The 22,203-nt window shown below is 28.3% G+C and carries 17 protein-coding genes and 1 pseudogene; 7 read left to right on the top strand and 11 right to left on the bottom strand.

Translation table 4 applies throughout. From position 1 onward, the window contains the following. From MAGA_RS01715 to MAGA_RS01705, 3 genes are all read right to left on the bottom strand, one after another. Positions 1–579 carry a diadenylate cyclase gene (locus MAGA_RS01715; RefSeq protein ID WP_013021973.1) on the bottom strand — a complete coding sequence of 193 codons (579 nt, stop codon included), beginning with the start codon at positions 577–579 and terminating at the stop codon, positions 1–3. Between the two features lie 3 nt (positions 580–582). Next, positions 583–903, bottom strand: coding sequence for a hypothetical protein (locus tag MAGA_RS01710; RefSeq protein ID WP_036433353.1), 321 nt, complete (start codon positions 901–903; stop codon positions 583–585). A gap of 149 nt (positions 904–1,052) precedes the next feature. Further along, the gene (locus MAGA_RS01705) at positions 1,053–1,814 is read right to left on the bottom strand and encodes a PQ-loop repeat-containing protein (protein WP_013021971.1); all 762 of its coding nucleotides are present in this window, start codon (positions 1,812–1,814) and stop codon (positions 1,053–1,055) included. 375 nt (positions 1,815–2,189) lie between these two features. Between MAGA_RS01705 and asnS the strand changes: the two genes are divergently transcribed. The 7 genes from asnS to MAGA_RS01670 all read left to right on the top strand — a co-directional run bounded on the left by asnS (position 2,190) and on the right by MAGA_RS01670 (position 12,485). Continuing rightward, a complete protein-coding gene (gene asnS, locus MAGA_RS01700; RefSeq protein ID WP_013021970.1) occupies positions 2,190–3,548 on the top strand; it encodes an asparagine--tRNA ligase in 1,359 nt (452 codons plus the stop codon). Between the two features lie 9 nt (positions 3,549–3,557). Next, positions 3,558–4,562 carry a glycosyltransferase gene (locus tag MAGA_RS01695; protein WP_013021969.1) on the top strand — a complete coding sequence of 335 codons (1,005 nt, stop codon included), beginning with the start codon at positions 3,558–3,560 and terminating at the stop codon, positions 4,560–4,562. A gap of 1 nt (position 4,563) precedes the next feature. After that, positions 4,564–5,232, top strand: coding sequence for a membrane protein (locus MAGA_RS01690; protein ID WP_013021968.1), 669 nt, complete (start codon positions 4,564–4,566; stop codon positions 5,230–5,232). 25 nt (positions 5,233–5,257) lie between these two features. Continuing rightward, entirely contained in the window at positions 5,258–7,462 is a 2,205-nt protein-coding gene (locus tag MAGA_RS01685) for a UvrD-helicase domain-containing protein (RefSeq protein WP_013021967.1), read from the top strand. A gap of 21 nt (positions 7,463–7,483) precedes the next feature. Then, a complete protein-coding gene (locus MAGA_RS01680) occupies positions 7,484–9,124 on the top strand; it encodes an MHO_4530 family protein (protein ID WP_226876319.1) in 1,641 nt (546 codons plus the stop codon). 40 nt (positions 9,125–9,164) lie between these two features. Further along, on the top strand, positions 9,165–10,055 hold the full coding sequence (locus tag MAGA_RS01675) for a DegV family protein (RefSeq protein ID WP_013021965.1): 891 nt from the start codon (positions 9,165–9,167) through the stop codon (positions 10,053–10,055). Positions 10,056–10,124: 69 nt separating this feature from the next. Further along, entirely contained in the window at positions 10,125–12,485 is a 2,361-nt protein-coding gene (locus tag MAGA_RS01670; protein ID WP_013021964.1) for an MAG2960 family serine endopeptidase lipoprotein, read from the top strand. Positions 12,486–12,506: 21 nt separating this feature from the next. Here the strand turns inward: MAGA_RS01670 and MAGA_RS01665 are convergent. From MAGA_RS01665 to MAGA_RS01625, 8 genes and pseudogenes are all read right to left on the bottom strand, one after another. Continuing rightward, positions 12,507–13,573, bottom strand: a pseudogene (locus tag MAGA_RS01665) (MAG2950 family lipoprotein). Positions 13,574–13,594: 21 nt separating this feature from the next. Further along, positions 13,595–14,974: an MSC_0618 family F1-like ATPase beta subunit gene (locus MAGA_RS01655; RefSeq protein ID WP_013021961.1), complete on the bottom strand. Its 1,380-nt coding sequence runs from the start codon at positions 14,972–14,974 to the stop codon at positions 13,595–13,597. After that, positions 14,974–16,548: an MSC_0619 family F1-like ATPase alpha subunit gene (locus tag MAGA_RS01650; protein WP_013021960.1), complete on the bottom strand. Its 1,575-nt coding sequence runs from the start codon at positions 16,546–16,548 to the stop codon at positions 14,974–14,976. Before MAGA_RS01650 ends, MAGA_RS01655 begins: the two co-directional genes overlap by 1 nt. Before the next feature lie 3 nt (positions 16,549–16,551). Further along, on the bottom strand, positions 16,552–18,798 hold the full coding sequence (locus MAGA_RS01645) for an MSC_0620 family F1-like ATPase-associated subunit (protein ID WP_013021959.1): 2,247 nt from the start codon (positions 18,796–18,798) through the stop codon (positions 16,552–16,554). Continuing rightward, entirely contained in the window at positions 18,788–19,252 is a 465-nt protein-coding gene (locus MAGA_RS01640) for an MSC_0621 family F1-like ATPase epsilon subunit (RefSeq protein ID WP_013021958.1), read from the bottom strand. The genes MAGA_RS01645 and MAGA_RS01640 overlap by 11 nt, the downstream gene beginning before the upstream one ends. Continuing rightward, positions 19,252–20,172, bottom strand: a complete 921-nt coding sequence (locus MAGA_RS01635; protein WP_013021957.1) for an MSC_0622 family F1-like ATPase gamma subunit — start codon at positions 20,170–20,172, stop codon at positions 19,252–19,254. Before MAGA_RS01635 ends, MAGA_RS01640 begins: the two co-directional genes overlap by 1 nt. After that, positions 20,172–20,666, bottom strand: coding sequence for a DUF2714 domain-containing protein (locus tag MAGA_RS01630; protein ID WP_013021956.1), 495 nt, complete (start codon positions 20,664–20,666; stop codon positions 20,172–20,174). The genes MAGA_RS01635 and MAGA_RS01630 overlap by 1 nt, the downstream gene beginning before the upstream one ends. Beyond that, positions 20,653–22,164 (bottom strand): MSC_0624 family F1-like ATPase-associated membrane protein, encoded by a 1,512-nt coding sequence (locus tag MAGA_RS01625; RefSeq protein ID WP_013021955.1) that lies wholly within the window; start codon positions 22,162–22,164, stop codon positions 20,653–20,655. The genes MAGA_RS01630 and MAGA_RS01625 overlap by 14 nt, the downstream gene beginning before the upstream one ends. Positions 22,165–22,203: the final 39 nt, after the last annotated feature.

The following is a 22,203-nucleotide window of genomic DNA, read 5'->3' as shown; positions in this document are numbered from 1 at the left end:
TTAGTCCTTTAAGTATTTAATTAATTGTTCTTGGAATTGTTCAATCTTAACATTGTAAAAAATTCCATTTTTGATAAGTTTGATAAACCCTGTTTCTTCAGAAACTACTATTGTGGTAGCATCACAAAGCTCACTGATACCCATTGCCGCTCTGTGACGCGCTCCATATTGATTATTAATTGATTTTTTAGTAATTTTATAAAACGTAGCAGCATATAAAATTTTATTATCTCTAATAATTACTGCACCATCATGCAAAGGAGAATATTTATTAAATATTGAAATTAGTAAGCTAGATGATATATTGGCATCAATTATTACACCATCAGTTCTCAAATTTTCAATATTGTCATTGTTTTCAATTGTAATTAAGGCGCCTATTTTATTTTTTGACAAATACTCCACCGCCTCACGAAGCTGATTTATAAGCCTAATTTGACTGCTTTTGCCTAGTTTGTCATAGCGTGGTTTTTTAATTTTTGCATTAAAAAGCGATATAAGATTAGGCAATGACACAACTAGCAAAATAACTGTTAGTAAGCATAAAATTACAATAAGTAAAATTAATTCACTGCTCATTTATTATGCCTTTTCGCTTTCTCAGTTTCCAAGTGTACCTATTGATGCTGCAATTATTATTGCTGCAATTATTACTAAAATGCATGTTACTATTGCGATTCATTTAAGAATTAGCTTCTTACGTTTTTCATCTTTAGGCATTGTTTCTAAAGCAATTTTGCAAAATGGATCGTCGCAATGTTTGTGGATTGGAACATCTTCATCACGGATTAATGCAGGATTGCTTAATTCATTAATGTTTTGCTCATGAAGTTTAGCTAACATTGCTTTTCTTTTTTCGATTCTAGCTTTTGCAACTTCAGGGTCTCTGTCAATTAAAGCCATAATACTCCTTTGATTATATATTTGTAATATATATATTTTATTATATTAAAAGTTATATTACTTAAAAATGAATTATTAGCAAACTTTTAGCAAATAATTATGCTTTATAAATAAACAAAAAAGGCTGTAAAACAGCCATATTAGTTAAATTAAGCACTTGCAGTGTTTAAAGTATCACATTTGCTATCAGTGCTGTATTTTTTCTTATAGTAGTAGTATAAAATTATTTGCACAATGTATACAACAATTGCTAAAGTTGAGAAGATAACACATACAAATCACATAGAAGATTTAAAAGGTAGTAATGTTCCCAAATATACTGCTAAACAGGCGTTAATGAGCATTCCAATATAAAGCATCAGTATACTTAATCCTGCAGCACTTTTAGTTTTTAATGTCTTAATTATTTGCAATGTAAAGGGTAACGAAGTGCAAACTGTGGCACATACTGTAAAAATGGTTAATAAAACTGAATCTGGGCTTAGATTAACTCTAAATTTATTATTTGAATAAGCTAAAATGAACCAAATTGTAAAAACTAAAGATATTATTCATATACAAAAGCCAATTGAAAATTTAAATGCTTTTGTTTTGTTTTTATCATAAATTAAAAATGAAGTAATAGTTGTGGCCATCAGTACCATAAATAGCCAGTTTCCGACAATATTTACTATTGGATCTGAATCGGGATTTTTAATACCGTCAAATTCAAAAGTGCCTATTCCTTTTTTAAGCACCATAATTAAAATAAATAAAGCGCCACCAAAGAAATAAATTAAGAAAGTTCCGTAAGATATGTTTCCAACTGACTTTGATTTTAAAACAGAAATTAATTGTGGAATGGAAATTATGACCATTAATGATGATGCAAGAACACCAAAAATCAAATTAACTATAGTTAATGCTGACATTATTTTCCTTAGTTATATAATTAAAATAGGATAAGTAAATGACATATAAGCCAATAAAACAGCCATTTATATCAATTACTTATAAATTTTAGTCTATTTTCCAAAAACTTTGCATAAATAATGTTTTTGCTTAAATAATTTTGATTTTGTTTTTTTGTCTTCAATGGCTGTTTTATAGTACTTTTAGTATATTTTTATATTATTTTTACGCTATTTGCAAAATCTAGTAATTAAAAGTAGCTTATTTTTAAGAAATGCATCCATAAAATGGATGCAAAAGCTAAAAGAAACAAGGTCATAATGTGGTAGAATTAATATATACTTAATTTAATATATTTACTTTAATTTAATCTTAATATTAATTAAGGAGCGTTTATGAGTGAAATTGCAATAAAACACGTTTTTGAAAAACCAAAACAATACAAAGATACTGATGTAGTTTTAAGAGGCTGAGTTGTATCAAATAGGGGCAACAATAAAATCAGATTTTTAACAATCTCAGATGGCTCAACAGTTGAAAGCATTCAGGCAACACTAAAAGGCGATGAATTTGATTTTAAGCTATTAGATGAAGTAAGAATTGGAGCTGCTGTTCAAGTTTATGGAAAAATTGTTTTGACTCCAAAAGCAAAACAACCTTTAGAAATTTTGGCTTCAAAATTTGTTTTACTAAAAAATGTTGACCATGATTTTCCTATTCAAAAGCAAGAAATTAACCTTGAAACCTTAAGAGAAATTCCGCACCTAAGACATAGGACAAATTTGCTAAGATGTGTTATGTTAATTCGTTCAACTTTAGCCTTAGAAATTCATAAATTCTTTGCCGAAAATGGTTTTTTAAACTTTAGCGCGCCGATTATCACAAGCAATGATGGAGAAGGAGCTGGCGAGCAGTTTTATGTAAATGATGGCAACAAAAAACAGCCATTTTTTGGAAATAATAATGCTACTCTAGGAGTAACAGGCCAATTACATGCTGAAAGTTATGCAATTGGTTTTGAAAAAGTGTACACTTTTGCCCCAACTTTCCGCGCTGAACACTCAAATACTAAAAAACATGCTGCTGAATTTTGAATGATAGAACCTGAAGTTGCATTTTATGACTTAAAAAAAGTAATTAATCTAGCAGCCAAATTACTTAAGAGTGTGATCAAAAACACTATAAATAAGCATCTTAGGGAATTTGAATACCTACAAAACAATGTTGATAGCTCGCTTTTAGAACGTCTTAATTCATTCATAAAGAAAAAGCTAATGATTCTTGATTACAAAGATGCATTAGTTGAATTAGAAAAAGTTAAAGATAAATTTGAAAACAAAGATATTAAGTTTGGCCTTGATTTTGCAACTGAGCATGAAAAATACTTAGCTGAAGAAATTGCACATGGACCAGTTGCTATAATCAACTTCCCTAAATCATTTAAAGCTTTTTATATGCACCAAAATAGTGACAATCAAACAGTTGCGGCCTTTGATTTACTAGTGCCAGGCATTGGTGAATTAATAGGTGGAAGTCAACGTGAAGCTAGATATGAAAAACTTTTAGAAAGAGCACTAGAAGTTGGAATAAGTAAAGAAGAATTACAGTGATATTTAGATCTTCGCCGTTTTGGTCACTCAGGTTCAGCAGGTTTTGGAATAGGATTTGAAAGACTAGTTATGTATATAACTGGTGTAGATAACATTAGAGATGTAATACCATATCCAAGAACAAGTGGAAACATTAAAATGTAAGGAGAGAATATGGAATTAGCACTAATTGTTCCAAACATTGGTAATAGCATTATGCTTAAAGATGTCTTAAGCACTTTAAGAGAACAAGATAACCAAGATTTTGAAATTGTTTTAGTTTTAACTAACACAGGTAAAAATATGTATGCTGCTTTAGAAAAATACTTGCAGTTTTTTGGCTCGCGGCTTAAATTTATAACAAATAGTAAAAGGCGCAGTATTCATAAAGATATTGTTGCTGCTTTTCACTTAATTAAGGCAAAACACTCATACATTTATTTCCCTGACAATGATGGTTCTGTTTCATTTGTTAGACAACTTTTAGAAACAATTAGTAAATATGACGCTGATGTTGTTGAATTTAGACCACGTTTAATTAATACAATTAGATGAAAACCATTTCCAAGACTAGAAGGCAACAAAATTTTTACTTTAAGTAAAAATCCTGAAGTTATTGCATACTCATATCCATTTATTTTCAACAAAGTATTTAAAACAAAGTTATTAACAAGCTTGCCTAAATTTAAATTAAGAGAGCTTAATGACACTAAATTTCAAGTTTACTTAAATTACTTACTTTTAATTAATGCAAGCACATATGCTTACACCAATGAAGTTATTGTTCGCGAAAATATTCAATCTGATATGTGATTAGCGCCAAATAATTTTATTTATCAATTTAATGAATTATTAAGCTATGTAAAGATGAACAATTTAAAATTGCAGCAAGAAATTAAGTATGCCTATTATTACTTTTTACAAATCTTTTTAGCTGGACTACTTAAAACTTGAAGAGCTCGTTTTTCTCTTTCAGTAATAACTGATTACATTAACTACAATGAAAAAAGGTCAAAAAAATTCGCCGAAGACCTATATAGACATTTGCAAAAAATGCACAATGATGATAAATTGTTTTTCGAAACAAACATTTATATGCTCAAGTCCAATATTGAAAGCAATTCATTAAAATACTTGCCAAATATTGACAAATGAAGCGATATTTTAGGTGAATTATAATATGCTTCATAAAAATGTAAATTTTTGAATAAGGCTATTTTATAGGCTTTTAGATCTAATTACATTCTTTTCACTGATTACACTATTGTCTTATTTATGTGTTATTAAAGCTACTAATAATAAGCACATTCCACTATTAAATTATTATTATTTTTGATTTAGCACCATTATTGTTTCTCTTGCTTTATTTATTATTATTCCTTTTGCTTTTGAAGGCAGAACAATTTGAATGATTGCATTTAGGGTTCAGATTTTATGCACAAGCACTACTGAAAATGAGAGCACTAAAAAATTATTAACTAAATCTTATTTACTAAGAAGTTTGTTTTCTTTTTGAATATGACTATTTATAGTTTTACTAGTTTTTGCTTTCATTATGCCTTGGCAAATTGATAATTTTTATAAATTTTTAATATCTCCAAAAACTGATAATGCTCCTATTAATTTCATTTTTTTAGAAAGATTTTTACAAACAATAGTTGGGCTATATTTTCTATTTTTATTCATTGACATATTAGTAATTATTGTCAATAAAAAAAATTTAGGTATCATCGATTCTCTTAGTAGCAGCAGAATTGTATGAATAAAACATTACAGTAATGATGAAAATATTATGCCTAAATTACTTCCGTTTAAAGCTGATAATAAGCCTTTTAACATTATTTCCTAGTTACTCTTAGAATGAGGTACCACACATGATTGAAAATAAGATTATTGAGATTCAAAAAGCTAAAATTTTTGAAAGTTTGAACGAAGAGCAAACTGAAGCTTTATATTATTTTGATGGCCCATTGCGTATAATAGCTGGTGCTGGCAGTGGAAAAACTAGGGTTTTAACTAGAAAAATTGCCTACCTAATTAATGTTTTAGGTATATCGCCTGATCACATTTTGGCTGTAACCTTTACCAACAAAGCAGCTTCAGAAATGTCAGAAAGAGTTAAACAGTACACAAACACTAAGTTTAACAAAGGCACAGCAGAAATTTCAACATTTCACTCATTGTGTGCAAGAATTCTAAGAGAAGAAGCATTCCATATTAACTTGAAAAATGACTTTCAAATTATTGATGATAATGACAAAAAGAAGATTTTAAAAGATATTTATAAAGAGCATGATTTAGTACCAACTGATTCAAATTTCAAAAATTTAACTCGCTTTTTTTCATGACTTAAAAACAAACTTTATGCAAGTGATGAAGAAATAATTGACTTTATTAATTCTGACCCTGAAAGTGAGTTTTACGGCGATGGCGAAACTGTTGTTAAAATTTACAATTTTTACAATGAGCAGCTTAAACATTTACAAAGCTTAGATTTTGATGATTTATTAATTAAGGTTAATGAACTTTTTTACAAAAATCCTGAAATTGTAAAAAAATGAGCTTTAAAATACTCATATATTTTAGTTGATGAGTTTCAAGACACTTCAGCAATTCAATACGAAATCATTAAATATTTATCATCGCAAAAAGCTCAGCTTACAATAGTTGGCGATCCAGATCAAACAATTTATCGTTGACGTGGTGCTGATGTTAACTTAATTTTGTCTTTTGAAAAAGACTTTGAAAACACTAAAACCATCATTTTAAATAAAAACTATCGTTCAACTAAAAAAATATTAGCTGCTGCTAACAACTTAATTAAATTTAATCGCAACAGATTTAATAAAAATTTAGTAACTGATAATCCTGATGGTGATGAAATTGAATATATTCATGCCTTTAGCCCTGAGGCTGAAGTAAGATGAGTTGTTCAAAAAATTAATGACTTAAAAAAGCAAAAAATTCAACTTAAAAATATTGCTATATTTTACCGTTCTAATAGCTACTCTAGAAATTTTGAAGAGCAGTTAATGAATGAAAAAATTAACTACAGAATTTTCGGTGGTGAAAAGTTTTATCAACGTAAAGAAATTAAGGATGCTTTAGCATTTTTAAGAGTTATTTATGATGGAAATGACTTACAGCTTAAAAGAATTATCAATGTGCCCCCAAGAAAAATTGGCGAAGCTTCATTAAACAAAATTGTTAGCTTTGCTAATGAAAAAAATCTTTCACTTTATAAAACTTTAGTTACTCATTATAAAGAATTGCCAGTGCCTAAAGAAGTTATCATCAACATTATTGCTCTATTAAATTGTGTTAATAAATACAAGGCAGCTTTACGCCAGGGCAACAAAATTCATGTGGTTTTAGAGAGCTTTTTAAAAGAAATAGGTTTTCTTAAATATGTCAATGAAGATGTAGGCTTAAAGGGTACCGGAGAAGAAAACATTAGAGCGCTTTTAGAAGGTATTAAGTCTTGAGAAATAACTAATCCTAATAAAGGGCTTAAAGAGTATTTTGAATACATTTCTCTTATTTCTGCTTCTGATTCTTCGGATGAATCAATGAGCTATGTTTCATTAATGACTGTACATGCTGCAAAGGGACTTGAATTTGATAATGTCTTTTTAGTAGGCATGTGCGAAAATATTTTTCCAAATTACAGAGCATATAAAGTTGCTGAAGCCATGGAAGAAGAAAGAAGACTAGCTTATGTCGCTATAACTAGAGCTAAAGAAAAATTATTTGTCAGCGACTCTCGTGGTTTACTTCTTTATTCACAAACTGAGAAAAAGCCATCACGCTTTTTAAAGGAAATGGGTATAGACATTAATAAGCATATATTACAAAAAGATAACTCAATCTTTGTTGATGGCGAATTAGAAGATGAAGAACAAATTAGAAAAAGAAACAAAAAAATAATAGCTGGTGATGTTATCAGTCACACTTTCTTTGGTGAAGGTGAAGTTTTAGAAGTTAATGGTGATACAATTACTGTTCACTTTGCAACTACAGGCATTAAGTCTTTAGCTAAAAACCACCAATCAGTAAGATTACTAAGAGATAATGATTAATTTTGGAGAATAATAATGGTCATGAATGTTTTACAATTGTTTTTATGAGCAATAATAGCACTATGTTTTAGTGCTTTTGTAACATTCATCGCTGTTTTAACTTATTATAAAATTAGATACATAAATTCAATAAACACTAATGGCGTAATATTTTTCAAAATCAACTTAGAAAAAAATAATGTCATAAGACTAAGCAGTGATAATCTTAGTGGTTTAGCTAGCTTTGACGATGATAAAATTGGCATTAAGAGGAACCAAACAGTTGATTTATCAGATTTTTTGAGTTATTTTGCACCTAAAAGTAGAGAAAAACTTGCAAAATATATTTTTAAAGAAAAATTGACTTCAAGATATAACTTATACTGTAATCTTAACATTGAAAAATATGCCAATTCTACTATAAATAAATCTTATAAGCACTTTAATATTCATTTAGGCAAGAAACAATTTTTAGTAAAACTTTATCCTTCTGCTGATAAAAAATTTATATATTGCAACATATATTGAAACTTTACCCCGGATTACAGTGATAAAAATATGTTTAATGCTTTATCTGAAGAGTATGACATACTAAAGTTACCAAATAAATACTATCTATCATATGCATTAACAGTAAATGAATTTTATTTACAAAATGGACTTAACAACAGTGAAATTAGCCACATTATTAAAATGATGGATTTAACAAAACATGCAGGATGACATTATTTTAAGGATGGAATTTTACACCTAATCATAGGAACTAACTCATTATTATTACTTAATAAATTTACCAAAAATGCTATAAAAAAGGTTAATAAGGTTAATTTACTTAATTCATTTAATCCGTTTTTTAACAGCTGTGCACTTTTAAGCTTTAAAATGCCTTCTGAAAAAGAGGAAATTACTGAATACGATATTAAAGCAAAATATTTGCTTCATCACTTAGATAACAATATCTTAAATTATAAATATTACAATTGATTTTATGATAATGATAGCCATTTAGAGCATTATAGCGAATTTAAAACTAAGTTAGAGGCTTTTGAAACTAAAAATACATTAATGGAGTATGCTAAAGATCCAATCTATGTTTTAAATTATAATGACGGTGCTCAATCTAACATAAGATTTTTAAAAAGTCATATTTTAGGTTTTACAAACAAAGATATGGATTTTTTCAAAAATGTACCATGACACAAATTTTTATATAACAATTTATGGCTAGAACACTTGCTCTCTTCTGAAACTAACAGTGAAGATTATGTTATTGTTGAAACAAATAATATTAATTTAGACAAAGTTACAAAATACCTTAATGAAAATACTATCTTAATGCTTAAATATCATTATAGAGACTTTAATTATGAGCTTCTTTCTAAGCTTTTAAATCAGCTTGGCAATGATAAAAATTTGAAAAAGCTTTCTATTGGACTATATATTGATAATTTAGATGAAAAGCTATTTAACTTCATTGATTTTGCCAACATCAACACTTTTATTTTCTCAAAAGAGATATGCGAAAATGTTTTAAAAAATGCCGAAACATACTTAAAATTACAGGTATTTGTGCAAAAAATATCTAGCATGAAGAAATACTTAATTATTTATGAAAATATTCCCAAAAATTTAGAAAATATTGTTGTACAAAGATTAAAAATAAAATATTTTTATAATGTATAATAACACATATTTTTTAATAATTAATATGAAAGGTCAATAAATGAGTAGTAAAAAATTAGGCTTTGTTTTTGATTCATTTACCTGCATGTCTAAAGACTTTTTAGACAAGCACAACTATGGCTATGCCCCATTTATAACCACCATTGATGATAATTCATATGTTGATGGTATTGAGCTAAGTCAAAAAGAAGTAATTGAAAAAATTAAAGCAGGTAAAGAATTAAAATCATCTATGCCAACAATTGAAAGCTTTACTAAAGCAATCGAAGCTAAAAGCAAGGAATGTGATGATGTTTTAGTTTTAGGAATTAGTAGCTGCCTTTCTTCAGCATACAATACAGCTAAACTTATAGCTAAAGACTATCCAAACGTACATGTTTATGATAACACTTGGGGTGCTGAACAATATTTAGTTATTGCTGAATATATTAGTAAAGTTTATGAAGCTAATGATGGAAACATGGATATCGTTTTTGCTGAATTAGACAAAATTCAAGAATCATCACTTATTTTTGTATTGCCACCAAATGTAGATTATGTAATTAAAGGTGGTAGAGTTAGTTCACTTAGAAAATTCTTACTTTCAGCAATGAGACTTTTAACTCTAAAGCCTTATGTTAAGTTCTACATGAAAAAGGCAACAACCGGTGGTATTGCTAAAAGTATGAAATCAGGGATTAAGCAAATAATCAAAAAATTTATTGACTTTGCTAACATTTCTTCAAACAAAAATAATGCCAGTGACTGGCTTTTCCACATAGCACATGGTGTTAATGATGAATATAATCAACAAGTTTTAGATGCTTACAAAGCTGAAGGCTTAGAAATTGCAAGCAAGTGCTATGTTTCTTCTGCAGTTGCCGTTCACACTGGTCCAGAAGCTATTTGCTTTATGCTTATGCCAAATTTATCGAAATGACCTATAAAATAGGTCAATAACTCTTTCTGAGTTATTTTTTTAACTTCTTATAATAATGTACAAGGACTACTTATTTTAGCAATGAATAAAAAGAAGCTAAGGCCATTTTTCATTAATTTAGCATGTCCATTGTCGTTTTCAAGCTTGCTTTTATCATCTTGTATTAATCAGAATCAAGCAAATAAAAATCCAGATATAGATGTTAAATTGATAAACAGCAATATTAATAAAGCAGATGTTACCCTCAGTGATTTTGAATTTATCTATGATAAATCAAAATATGCTCTTGAAAAGCCTATATTATCTGTATTAGAAGATAAAGTTATAGTATTAGCAAGGCTGCTATTTAAAGATACTAATTTGCGTGCTTTATCAAAGACTTTCAGTTTTGATTTGCCTAAACCTAATACTGCAGAAAATCACGAAGATTCTGATGTTGAACATAAAAAGCATGATGAAACTAACAAAAATAATGATAGTGACGCTGATGAAATTGTAATAATCCCTGATATACCAGATTTGCCCATTAATCCTATAAATCAGCCAGAAACTGCTAATTTACAATCCAAGCATTCTTTTGCAGCCAACTATTTACTTTCTAAAAATCCATATGAAATAGCTACAGAGACAAATGAATATAAAAATGCTTTTACTAACATTAGCAAGTGATTAAATACTGCTGATAATGACAATCCCGTAAACTTCCGTTATGGTGGTGTTAATTCAAACAAACATTTGCTTGATAAATACTGAGAATATACTAAAGACATTGGCATATATGGCAATTACGGAACTTCTCCTGAACAAAAGGTTGATTTTTATAATAATACTCTTTCATCAGATGGTATGTATAGTCAAAAATTCTTGGATAATTTTAATGAATCTGATAAGGAAAAAGCTATTAAGCTAGATGTTAATTTAAATGACTTAGTGCTTAAGAATCCTTTCGGATTTTTACCATCTAATTTAAGTCAGCTGTTTTACTATATGGACTATAAATCAGCCTCAGAAGTATTAAAAATTAATAAAAAAATTACTGATCTTAAAGCCAATTTTGATGATAATAAAGGCTCAATTGCGCTCTTAATAACAACAGCATCGAATAAGTATATTATCAATCTAAATAAGGATAATACAAATAATTTAAAAGCTGATTTAGACTTTTATCAATACATTTATGATCATAGTTTTTCATTAAGAATAGGCACTGTTGAATTTAGAAGAGATCCATATAGATCTACACCTGATCATCTTGCTACTTCTCAAACTGTAGGAACAGTTTGAGTTATGGATAGAATTATAAGTCCGGAAGCTGAAAAGGACGATTCATATGAATTGTTATTAGCCACAAATGTGCATGTTTTCAATCTTAGAAATGCTTTTGATAGATCCTTATATTTTGATTCTGATCAATCGCGCAATGTTAATAAATGATATGGCGGTTTTTGGGACATAGATAATTTTTATGATAGCGAAACTGACATATATAGAAAACGCCAAAACATCTATTTTATGGGTACAAAAGCAAAAGATGATAAGCTTAGCTCAAATACTGCTGAAATAAGCGGAGATCAGTTTAAAGAAACTAATTTACTTTTTAAAGCATATGAACAATATTTAACTGCTCCTTATTACACACCCAGATATTATGCAAATGGAATAATGGGCCATGATATTGCAATAGCGCCTCAATATTTTGATAAATATGATGAAGAATCAAGAATTGGTGAGAGTAAAAATGCTGGCGCTGATTTTGTTTTATTACGCTTAAAAATTAAAAAAGCAAACTTATCAAAAATACTTCCTGAATTAGCTAAAGTTGTTGGAACAGAAAAGGAAAAAGACTGGCACATTGGAGTTGGGAAAAATGGCAAGCATCATCCAATTAAAACCACTCTATATGGCGGATATCCGGCAATAGATAATACAAACTTTCAATTCAAGGCTGCAAAATCACAAGGTGGTGTAATTAATGTTCAAAACAGAGTTATTAGTGATTCAAGCATAAACAGCTTATGAGTTAAATACAATGAAGAGCAAAATAAGGACTTTAATTCAATTAATAATAATTGATTAAAATATACTAAAAGCTTTATAAATAAGCCTAATACGCATTTTGATGATGAACATGGAATGCCACTTACAACAATCAATCAACATTCACACATGTATACTAAAGTTTTAAATAATAATAATAATAATGAAAATGTACTTGAAAGTGGCTCATCGGGTTCACTTGCTATTGATTCATCGTTTAATTTAGTCGGCATTAATTATCTTCATACACATGATAAACTTTATAATACTTATTCTAATGCTATTTCCTTAATGGAAGGACACGGTACATATAGTAATAGTTTTGATGGCAACTTAAGAAATGATATTAAAAATAAACTAATTAAAGACAGTGTTTATACTGTTAAAATTAATCCTAAACAATAGTAAACAAAAAAGCAAAGCTGATTACTTTGCTTTTTTTATAGGGGTTTTGGTCAAATCTGATTTTGAAGCTTCTAGCTTTTTAATCTTTTCAACCAATTTATTTATTTGTGGAACTAATGAGCTAACTTCATAAAACACTTGATTATATCTATGACTTAGACTAGGACGGAATAATGATTTAAATGAAAATCATCAATCATTATTATACCCTTCTAACTCTTTACGCAATGGTTGATATTTTCCATTTAATGCTTCATATTCTTTTGTATATTTGTCAATTAAGAATATAAGGTGTTCTAGGGCTTGACTGTTTGAACCGTTTATTTCATTGTAATACTTATTTGCTAGGAATAAGTCTTTTTCACCAAGTTTATCAGCTTCATTTAATCTGTATTCAACTGATAAAAACACACTGCTTACTAATTTTAAAACCACATCTAAAACATCTTTTATATTTTTTTCAAAATCGTTTATTGACAACTTTTCGAATTTACTCTTAAGTGTAAATAAATCTTTTTTGCCTTGAATTGTGCCTAATTCATTGCTATCTAACGTACTAAGCAATTCACTTTGCTCGTTTATTATTTCATTAAGAGTACTTAGAAATTGCTTAACTTTATCATTTGATATTTTACCAGAATCACTTAACTTACTAATTAATTGTTCTGTAAGAGAGATACTTTCATAAAGATCATCATAATTTTTAGAAGTAAAAAATTTATTTAATAATTCTGTTGCTGATTTTGAATTTTTATCAAAAATTTCCTTAACATCCTCAAATGATTCACTCAAAATGTTTGGATCTATATTTGGAGTTTCAATAATAAGGGGGGGGTTGTAAATTTTCCTGATTTTTCAGGATTTTTTGGGCCTTTTGAGTTGTTGTCAGTATTATCGTTTTTTACAGTAATATTTTGGTTTTCAGCATCTTTATTACCTAATGTAGCATTGCTTTCTGTGCCTATATGTTGAGCTGTCCCAACCTTTTCTATAGATTCACAAGAAGCAGAAATAAATGCAAATGTTGAAACAACTGAAAGTGGTGAAAGGGTTAAAATTGATAATTTCTTAATTTTATCTCTTTTCATATATTTACTCCTAATTTGTTCTTAAAGTCCTAATTCTTTGTCAGTTTTAATGTTTAGTGCTGAACCCACAAAAGCAAATATTTCAGGGCTTTGCTTGATATATTCACCATTAACAATTCTTATAACGCTTTCTACTGTTTCACTCATAGGTACATATTGACCTGGTGATTTTGTAAAGTGCTCAGTCATAAAGAAGTTTTGGGTAAAAAAGTTTTCTAATTGTAAAGCTTTTTTAACAATGATTTTGCTATCAGCATCTAATTCATCAAAACCGAGAATTAGTATAACATCTTCTAAATCTTTGTAAGCTTTTAATATTTTTTTTACTTCAATTATTGCATCTAGGTGTTTCTTACCAATAATTGTTTCATCAACTGAGTTTGATGAGCTAGCAAGGGGATCAAAAGCTGGCAAAATACCTTTAGCAGCTTGATCACGCGAAAGCACTAAGTTACCATCAAGGTGGTTGAAAACAGCCACAGCAGAAGGATCGCTTAAGTCATCCATTGGTAAAAATACTGTTTGGAATGATGTTATAGCACCATTTTTATTTTTGAATAATCTATTTTGAACATTAGCTACATCACTCTCCAAAGTAGATTGGTAACCACCAACAGAAGGCTTTTTACCTAAAGTTGCACTAACTTCGTTTTCAGCTTGCACAAAACGGTAAATGTTGTCGATGAATAATAAAACATCTTCTTTTTGCTTATCTCTTAAATATTCAGCAGCAGTTATACCAATAGGTACAATTGACATTCTTGCACCAGCTGATTCATTCATTTTTGAAATGTACATTGTTGAATTTTGCATTAAGTTTGATTGAACTAATTCATCATAAAGCTCAATACCTTCTCTAGAACGTTCACCTGAACCTATGAAGATATTTGAAGTGTTCTTGTTTTTATTATTTACATTGAAAATTATTTCTTTCATTAAAACGGTTTTTCCAACACCAGCACCGCCAAAAATGCCTAATTTAAAGCCTTTTACGATTGGTATGAAAAAATCAATTGCTTTAATTCCAGTTTCAATTAATTCGAATTTTGTATTTATTTCTCTATCATTATTTATTAACGAGTTCATTTCTACATACTCAGGGCTAGGAGCAGTAGGATTATTTAAAGAAAGGCCTTTAAAGCTATAAATATTACCTTTAGCTAAAGGACCAACGGGCACCATAAAACTTCTCTTTGTATTTACTACCTTGTCGCTTAATGAAATTGAACTAAATGAATAAATGATTATTGCCTTGATAGTTGTTTCATTGATAACTGACTTAACTAATAAATAAGTTTGGCCATCATGTGTAGTTAGCAAGTGATTTACTAAAGGTAAATTGTCTTTGCTAAACTCAACTTCAACAACATCTCCAAGTATGTTTATAACTCTTCCATTCATTATTTATCTCCTAATTTAAGTGCAACTTCATTCAAGAATTTTTCTGAAATAGGCAAGAAACTGTGTTCATTTTGTAATTCTCAGCCTAAATTTGCATAATTTGAGTACTCTTGCAAGGCAAATGCAAAGTAACTTTTCATTATTTCATCATCATAGGTAGTATTTGATTTCATTATTTCGAATTGTTTTTTTCCATCAGCATAATTATTGATAAATTCATCAATAAACATTAATGCTTTTTGTTCATCTTTTACATTTTTAATTAATGATCATTGAATAATTTTGCTCATCATAAGTACAAAATTATATGAATAAAGTGAATAACCTCTTTGTGCAAAAAGTTTATCAACCATTTTACCTTTATACATTAAGTTAGAAACTTCTTTGTTTAATTCATAATCAAGCATTGAAAGCTTAAGGTGTCTTTTGTATTTTCTATAAATTTTATTAATTACTCCAGCAACTTTAGCTATTGTTCTATCTTGAACACTTGAACCTGTTCTTGAGACTGAAAAGTCAATGTCGATAGCTGGTAAAATACCTTTAGCAAACAATTTAGCGCTAGTTACAATTTGTCCATCAGTTATAGAAATAACATTAGAAGCAATTAAGCTAGTAATATCGCCATCAACTGTTTGGATAATAGGAAGAGCTGTAATAGTTTTTTTACCTTTATATGAACCTGCTCTTTCTAATAATTGTGAGTGAGCAAAGAACATATCGCCAGGCATAGCTTCTTTTCCAACTGGTTTATTGCTTAATAAGGCAATTTCTCTTAAAATATTAGCATGCTTTGTTAAGTCATCAAAAATAACTAGTGCATCATCAGTTGCTGAAATATTTTCAGCATGAGCCATACCTACATAAGGTGCTAAATATTGTTCATAAGCACTATTAGCAGGAGCATCAATAATAATTGTGTTTTTTAGTGCATTGTGCTGATTTAAAGTATTATAAATTCTAGAAATGCTTTCTCTTTTTTGTCCAATAGCTACATAAATACACTTAGTTCCCTTAGCAGATTGGTTAATAATTGCATTAAGTGCTATATGTGTTTTACCTGTTTGTCTATCACCAATAATTAATTCTCTTTGGCCTTTGCCAATAGGAATTAATAAATCAATTGCATTAATTCCTGTATATAGTTGCTCATTTAATCTTTGTACTTTCATTAAATCATGTGCTAGCTTAAAGATTTCTGATGAAACAGCAGAATCATCTTTTTGAATTGTTTGTGCAACTGGCAAAATGGCATTGCCATAAATATCAATAACTTTGCCAAAGTGTTCCTTTGAGGTAAATACTTCATTTGTTTCATTTAGTAAAACTATTTGGTCATTTATAGCTAATTTTCTGCCTTCTTCGTTACTTAATAAATAAGCTGTGTCAGAAAAAGCACTAATTAAAAATAGTCTTGCATTTTTGTTTTTGCTAGAAGTGAAAACTTGTTGTTGTCTGTAATTAAATTTTCCCTTTACTTCTATAATATAGTCAAATACAGCACTTATTCTAGGCATATCATTAGAAGCTGATTTGACATTTGTAATAATGTTTATATTATCATTTGCTTTCATTTATTATCCTTTAAGTCCTAGTAATATTAAAATTATTCCAACAAGAGCCACTATAGCTGAAACTGAAATTGAAATACCAAAAGCACCTTTAATTGCTTTATTTAATTTGTTTTTATACTTAAGTGTAAATATTAAGATATTTGTTAGTGATAGAATTAGTCCTATTATTAATAGCGCGCCACCAATAGCATAATATGCTCTGTTAACACTGCTTTTACTGCTTTTTATTTTATTAATAGCTTTAGTATAGCTATCTTGTAATTTTTTAAGCTCTTCAGACTTTTCAGATGGCACTGCTGGTTCTAAAAAGTCTCTTAAAAATTCAATATTTTCTCTTACATCAGCTACATTTGCTGTATATTCATCAAATCATTTGCTATATTGAAAACTTTTAGCTCAGTTATTAGCTGATGCTCTTAGTTTTAGCAATGAATCATTTAATAAATTAAATGTGTTATCTAATACTTTAAAGTCTAATTTAAGGGCTTGAAACTTACTTATTATTTTTGCTCTAGTTTCTTTATGATTAGCTATTTCTCTTAAATCACTTTCAACTACTAAAAGTGCATTAACTAATGAATTTCAAAATGGCTGATTGTTTAATTCAGAAGCACTTAGTGCTTGAATTAATTCAGCAATTACAACTTCACTTGAAGCAGACACAACATTTTTGTAATCATCATCGCTTTGTGGGGTGTCAATTCTTTCAGCATATTTAACAATAATATTGTTTCATAGATCAACAAATTTTTGGTCAGTAACTATCTTAGTTGCTGTATTAACCATACCAAAAAGTGATAGCTGCAATTCATTATGAGCTAGCTTTGAATAATCAATTTTTTCATCTAGCATTAAGGCCTTATATAGCTGTGTAAATTTTGCACTTAAAGTTTCAGATTGTTTTTGGAATAAAAACATATATCTTGGATCTGAACTAAAGTTATTTTTTTGAATCTTGTATGTTCTTGAGCTATTTTGCTTAGCTGTATCGGTGATTTTAACAGTTGCAACACCTGAGCCATCAATATCATTAACAGTATATTTAAATCTTGTATTTATAGGATTATTGAAGAAAAATATTTTTTCTTTATCAGTGCCACTAGAATTTCTAAGCAAATTAGCTAAAGCGCTAGTTGAACTACTTGAATATCTATAATTAGCATATGGTTCTAAATATAATAGTGTTTCTGACTGTTCTAAAGGGTTAGCTGTCTCATTATTTGTAGGCGGTTTGCCAGGAACTAAAGGCTTATTATTAATATCAGGCAAGTTAGGTGGATTAACTTTAGGTGAAGGCTGAGTTTCATCTATCACTTTAAACTCTTGATTTTGTTTTAAGTCAAAATCAACAAATTTAGGCTTAATGCTTTTTACAATGTAATCATCTCAGCTTTGGCTATTTTGTGGATGCTTAACTGTAAAACCTTCTTTAGCATTGAATGTAGCATCTTCTAAAAATATATCTTTACCAAATTTTGGAATTTCTTTAGGGTTATAAACCATTTCCAAAATAGATTTATTCAAGTCTTGTGTATATTTATTTAAAGCAGCTTCAAATTGTGGATTTGAGGCAATGTTGTCTTCTTCGCCTGATTTAGTTATGCTGTCCTTATTGTTAGTCTCAATAACTTTAGAATAGTCACGGTCAGATTCTTTACCAATTTTTATATCTTTATATTCCTTGCCATTATAAGTTACAGTACCAACATCATATTTTTTATCTTTAGAAATAACAAACGGGAAAGTTACTGGAAGTCCTAATTTTGCATAGTCTTCAGCTTCTTTTAGAGTGTCTTTTTTTTCCTTAAAGAGCTTATTTAAAGCCTTTAAGTACACTTGCTTCTCTAATTTTTCTAAATAAGTTTCTTTGCTTCCTTGGCTCTCATCTTGTGGTTTTGATAAGTCAATTTTATTAAGTTCTTCATCAGTAAATTTAATAACTTTATCAACAGCTTCTTTTAGTGCCGTATCAACAGCTTTTTTAGCTTTATCAGCAAAAGAGCTAAATTGAGGACTTACTCCTTTTCTTCCGGATGATGAACCACTTGCTCCATTTGAGCCATTATTGCCGCCATTAGAGTCGCCAGAATTATTGCCAGGGCTAGAGCCTGAATTTCCATTTCCGCTGCCCTCAGCGCCATCTAAACGCTTGTCTAAATTGCCTCTAGCGCTTACAGAAGCTAAAGCAACAGGAGCAGTAAGTGCTGGGCTAATTGTTTTAGCAAATAGAAGTATTTTTTTAATCTTCATACAGCTCCTCTTCCTTTAACTTATGTATATTTTTCATTTTTAAAATGTATTTTTCTTCTTTTAATTTATTAAACTCTAATAATTGGTCAATGCTCATTCCTAATTGTTGCATAGCTTCTAAAGCAACAACTTTTTTGTTTACTTCTTTATATTGTTCACTGTATTGTTTTTTGACTTTTGTTTCTATAAAAAAGGCTAATTCAGAAAATGTATAAATGTTAATTGTGTTGTTTGAAACTGTAATATTTGTATTTTTTGCAAATATATATTTACTAATATTAGTATTTAAATCAACTATTTTAAGCAAGATAATTTCATAACCTAAAATTGAATTATCAACTAACTGAACTCAATCGCCTTCTTCATCAGCATTAAAATAAACTAATGCATTATTGAAGACTACTTCCTTATTTCCTATAAAGTTGATAACAACATTAAAACCTTTTTGACTCATTAGTTATTACCCTCTCTAGAAAGAAATTTTTTGTTATTGCTAGTTAGTAAAACAATTTCTTCAATTTCATTTTCGCGTCTAATTCTAATTATTTTCTTGCCTATTTTCTTCATTTCTTCATCAATTTCATTGATGATTTTGTTTGTTGAAACTAATCCAATTTTTGACTTGTAAAATGATGATTCAACTAAAAGTGATTGCACTGAGTTTTCTATAAATGAATTTATTTGACTGCTAATGTATTGGTCAATATTTGGGAAAATTTTAAAATTCCTAATATTAACTTCTTCTGAATCATAACTTGATTCACTCAATATGTCTATATTAAACTCATTTACAGGCAAAATGGTAAAATTGCCATTTATGTTTTTGTTTGAATTTATCACAAAGTGTAACGATTCATAATTCTCTTGAGCAAATAAAAATTTAATAATTTGGCATAGTCTTCATGATAAGTCTGAATAGATATCTGAATTATCAATTTCATAGACAATATTTAAATTATTAGCTTCACAAAACTCTTGTGCTCTTTTACCAATTGTAATAAAGTCAGCACTAACTTTTTTAGTGTTACTTAAAATATTATTTTCATATCTTGAATATAAATCAGTTGCATATTTTTGCTCTTCAGTTAAGTAAATTCATAATTCTTTGGGTTTAATGAATAAATTTCTTATTTTTTTGATAATGGCTAGTGATTTAAAAGGGTAATCATCTTTTGAAACTAGCAAACTTTTAAATGAATATTCATTTCTTAAGGCTAAAATCATATTTTTATTATGTCTAGCATTTTTTACATAAAATGAAAGTAGTCTATTTTGCTTCATTATGTCAATAAGCAAAATATTTTTATCATTATTAACCTTTTGCTCAATTCTTTTTAGATTGTCTAATTTATTTTCTAACTTTTTTAAATCCATTATTCACCTCTGAATAATGCACTTTTTGCATCAAAAAGAACTTTAAGTGATTTAGTGTTTTTAGACCTAAAAACAATGATATTAGGAAATAATTCAACATATTTATCAGCTAAAATTAAATCATTAACTAACTTGTTATAAAAATTTAGTAGCTTATTAAATTTTTCATCATTAGCACTTTTAAAATTAAATGCTTCAGTATTAGAATCTTCATTAGCTTTTAATACAGGCACTAAGGCATCAGCACTAAATTTAAGATTAACATTGAAGCTAATTACAAACTTTTCTAAAACAATGTCATATTTTTTAGCAAATGCTTCATCAAACATTTTGCCAAATTTAACATACTCATCTGAGCTAAAACCAAGATTGCACTCTAGCAACACTTGCGCCATTAATTTGTTGTAATCAACAAAAGCACTACTTGCTTTAGCTTCTTCATATTGATTATAAATATTGAACATTAAATTGTTTTCATTTTTATGCGTTTTCATAGCTTCTCTTTTCTGTAACTTCTTGATTAAGCACTGAAGTTTTTTTAATCACTAATATTAATTGAGTAAGTGAGTATGTTAAATAAATCATTTGGAATAAGACAATAATAATTGAAATTACTTGCGCTACTGATAAATTAGTGCTTAGTATGATTAAACTTTTGTTATTTTCGGCCAAAAGCACTTGATTAAAGCCAAATACTAAAATTAGTATGAATAATAAAATGGTGTTTAAGCTAATTGCAAGTGAGTTTGAAATTGCACTAAGTTTGCTTTTTCTAAAGTAAAAGTAGAAAATAATTAATGATGATAAAGCTGTAAGCAATAAATTAATTAAGGCAATTGTTGGTTGTTTATTAATAAAGTTAGCAATCATATAACTTATTCAAATTACCCATTGAAATAGCGCCATAATTGTAGTTTTAATTAAGATACTGTTAAGCTTAATTTTTCTTATAAATAATAAAGCAATAAAACTTGATGCAGCTGCCACATTAAATATTCCAAAAAGAATATTTAAATATTGCAATGATTCAGCTTGACCAAATAATTCATGTGTTGGTGGATATTTTAATTTAAATAAGCTAAGTAATCAAATAGCTGAAGCTAAGATTCCAACTAGATAAAGCTGTAATCTATCTTTAAAAATCTGTGATCTTACTTGCTTATATGCTAGTGATCATATTGAATAAATTTTAAGTCCTAGCATTAATAAACCAATTACTAATGACATTAAAATTACAAGAATGAAATTAAGCACACTTTTAACTTTAAATAACTTAAAGGCAGCATTATAAAAAGCATTGTATGGAATGTTTTGATTTCTTTCATTAAATAAAGCAAACATTCTAACAAAAGTATTGGGAGCGCCTGTATATGTGTATGCTCAAGCAAAAAAGACTGCTAGAGTAATCGCTGTAAGTAAGATTCTTGAAGCTAAATCAATTAATAATGGAATTTTGCTTGAATAAATAACTGGTTCAGTTTTCTTTTTAGTTTTAAAGTTAAATAAAGTAAATGAAATGTCAGTAACTAAGTATATAACTAGAACAAATAGAACATAAACTAGTTTTTTAACATCAATTATGTGCAAGGTAAAGAATAATAGAAATCCTGTTAATGACAAGGCTCAGTAGATGCTAAATCATAGTGCATATATTTTTATGTGCTCTTTATTTTTATTGATATTTAAATAGGCTTTTAGCAGTCCATAAAAATATATAAATCCAAACAGGCACAGTCTAAAAATAAATATTCAGTTAGCATCTAAAGTGGTTAGAATTGAAAAGTCAAATATGAAATTATATGAGCCAATTATTTTTTTACTAAATAATCCATGAGGCATTAAAAATAGTAAGCATAGCATTGAAATAAAGAAATATGATAAGAGCAATGATTTATAAAGCGAAGCAATAAAACTTTTTCTTTGTTTATTTGCTAGACTTTGGCTATCATCATAAATTCTTTTTTCTTCAATATTAATGGATTTTGAATGCATTTTGCTCCTTTGCTAATATTTTATTATTTCACTAATAAA

Source organism: Mycoplasmopsis agalactiae, assembly GCF_000089865.1.
Taxonomy (GTDB): domain Bacteria; phylum Bacillota_I; class Bacilli_A; order Mycoplasmatales; family Metamycoplasmataceae; genus Mycoplasmopsis; species Mycoplasmopsis agalactiae_B.
Note: the sequence above shows the minus strand (reverse complement) of the source record. Positions and strands in the feature narration are given on the sequence as shown.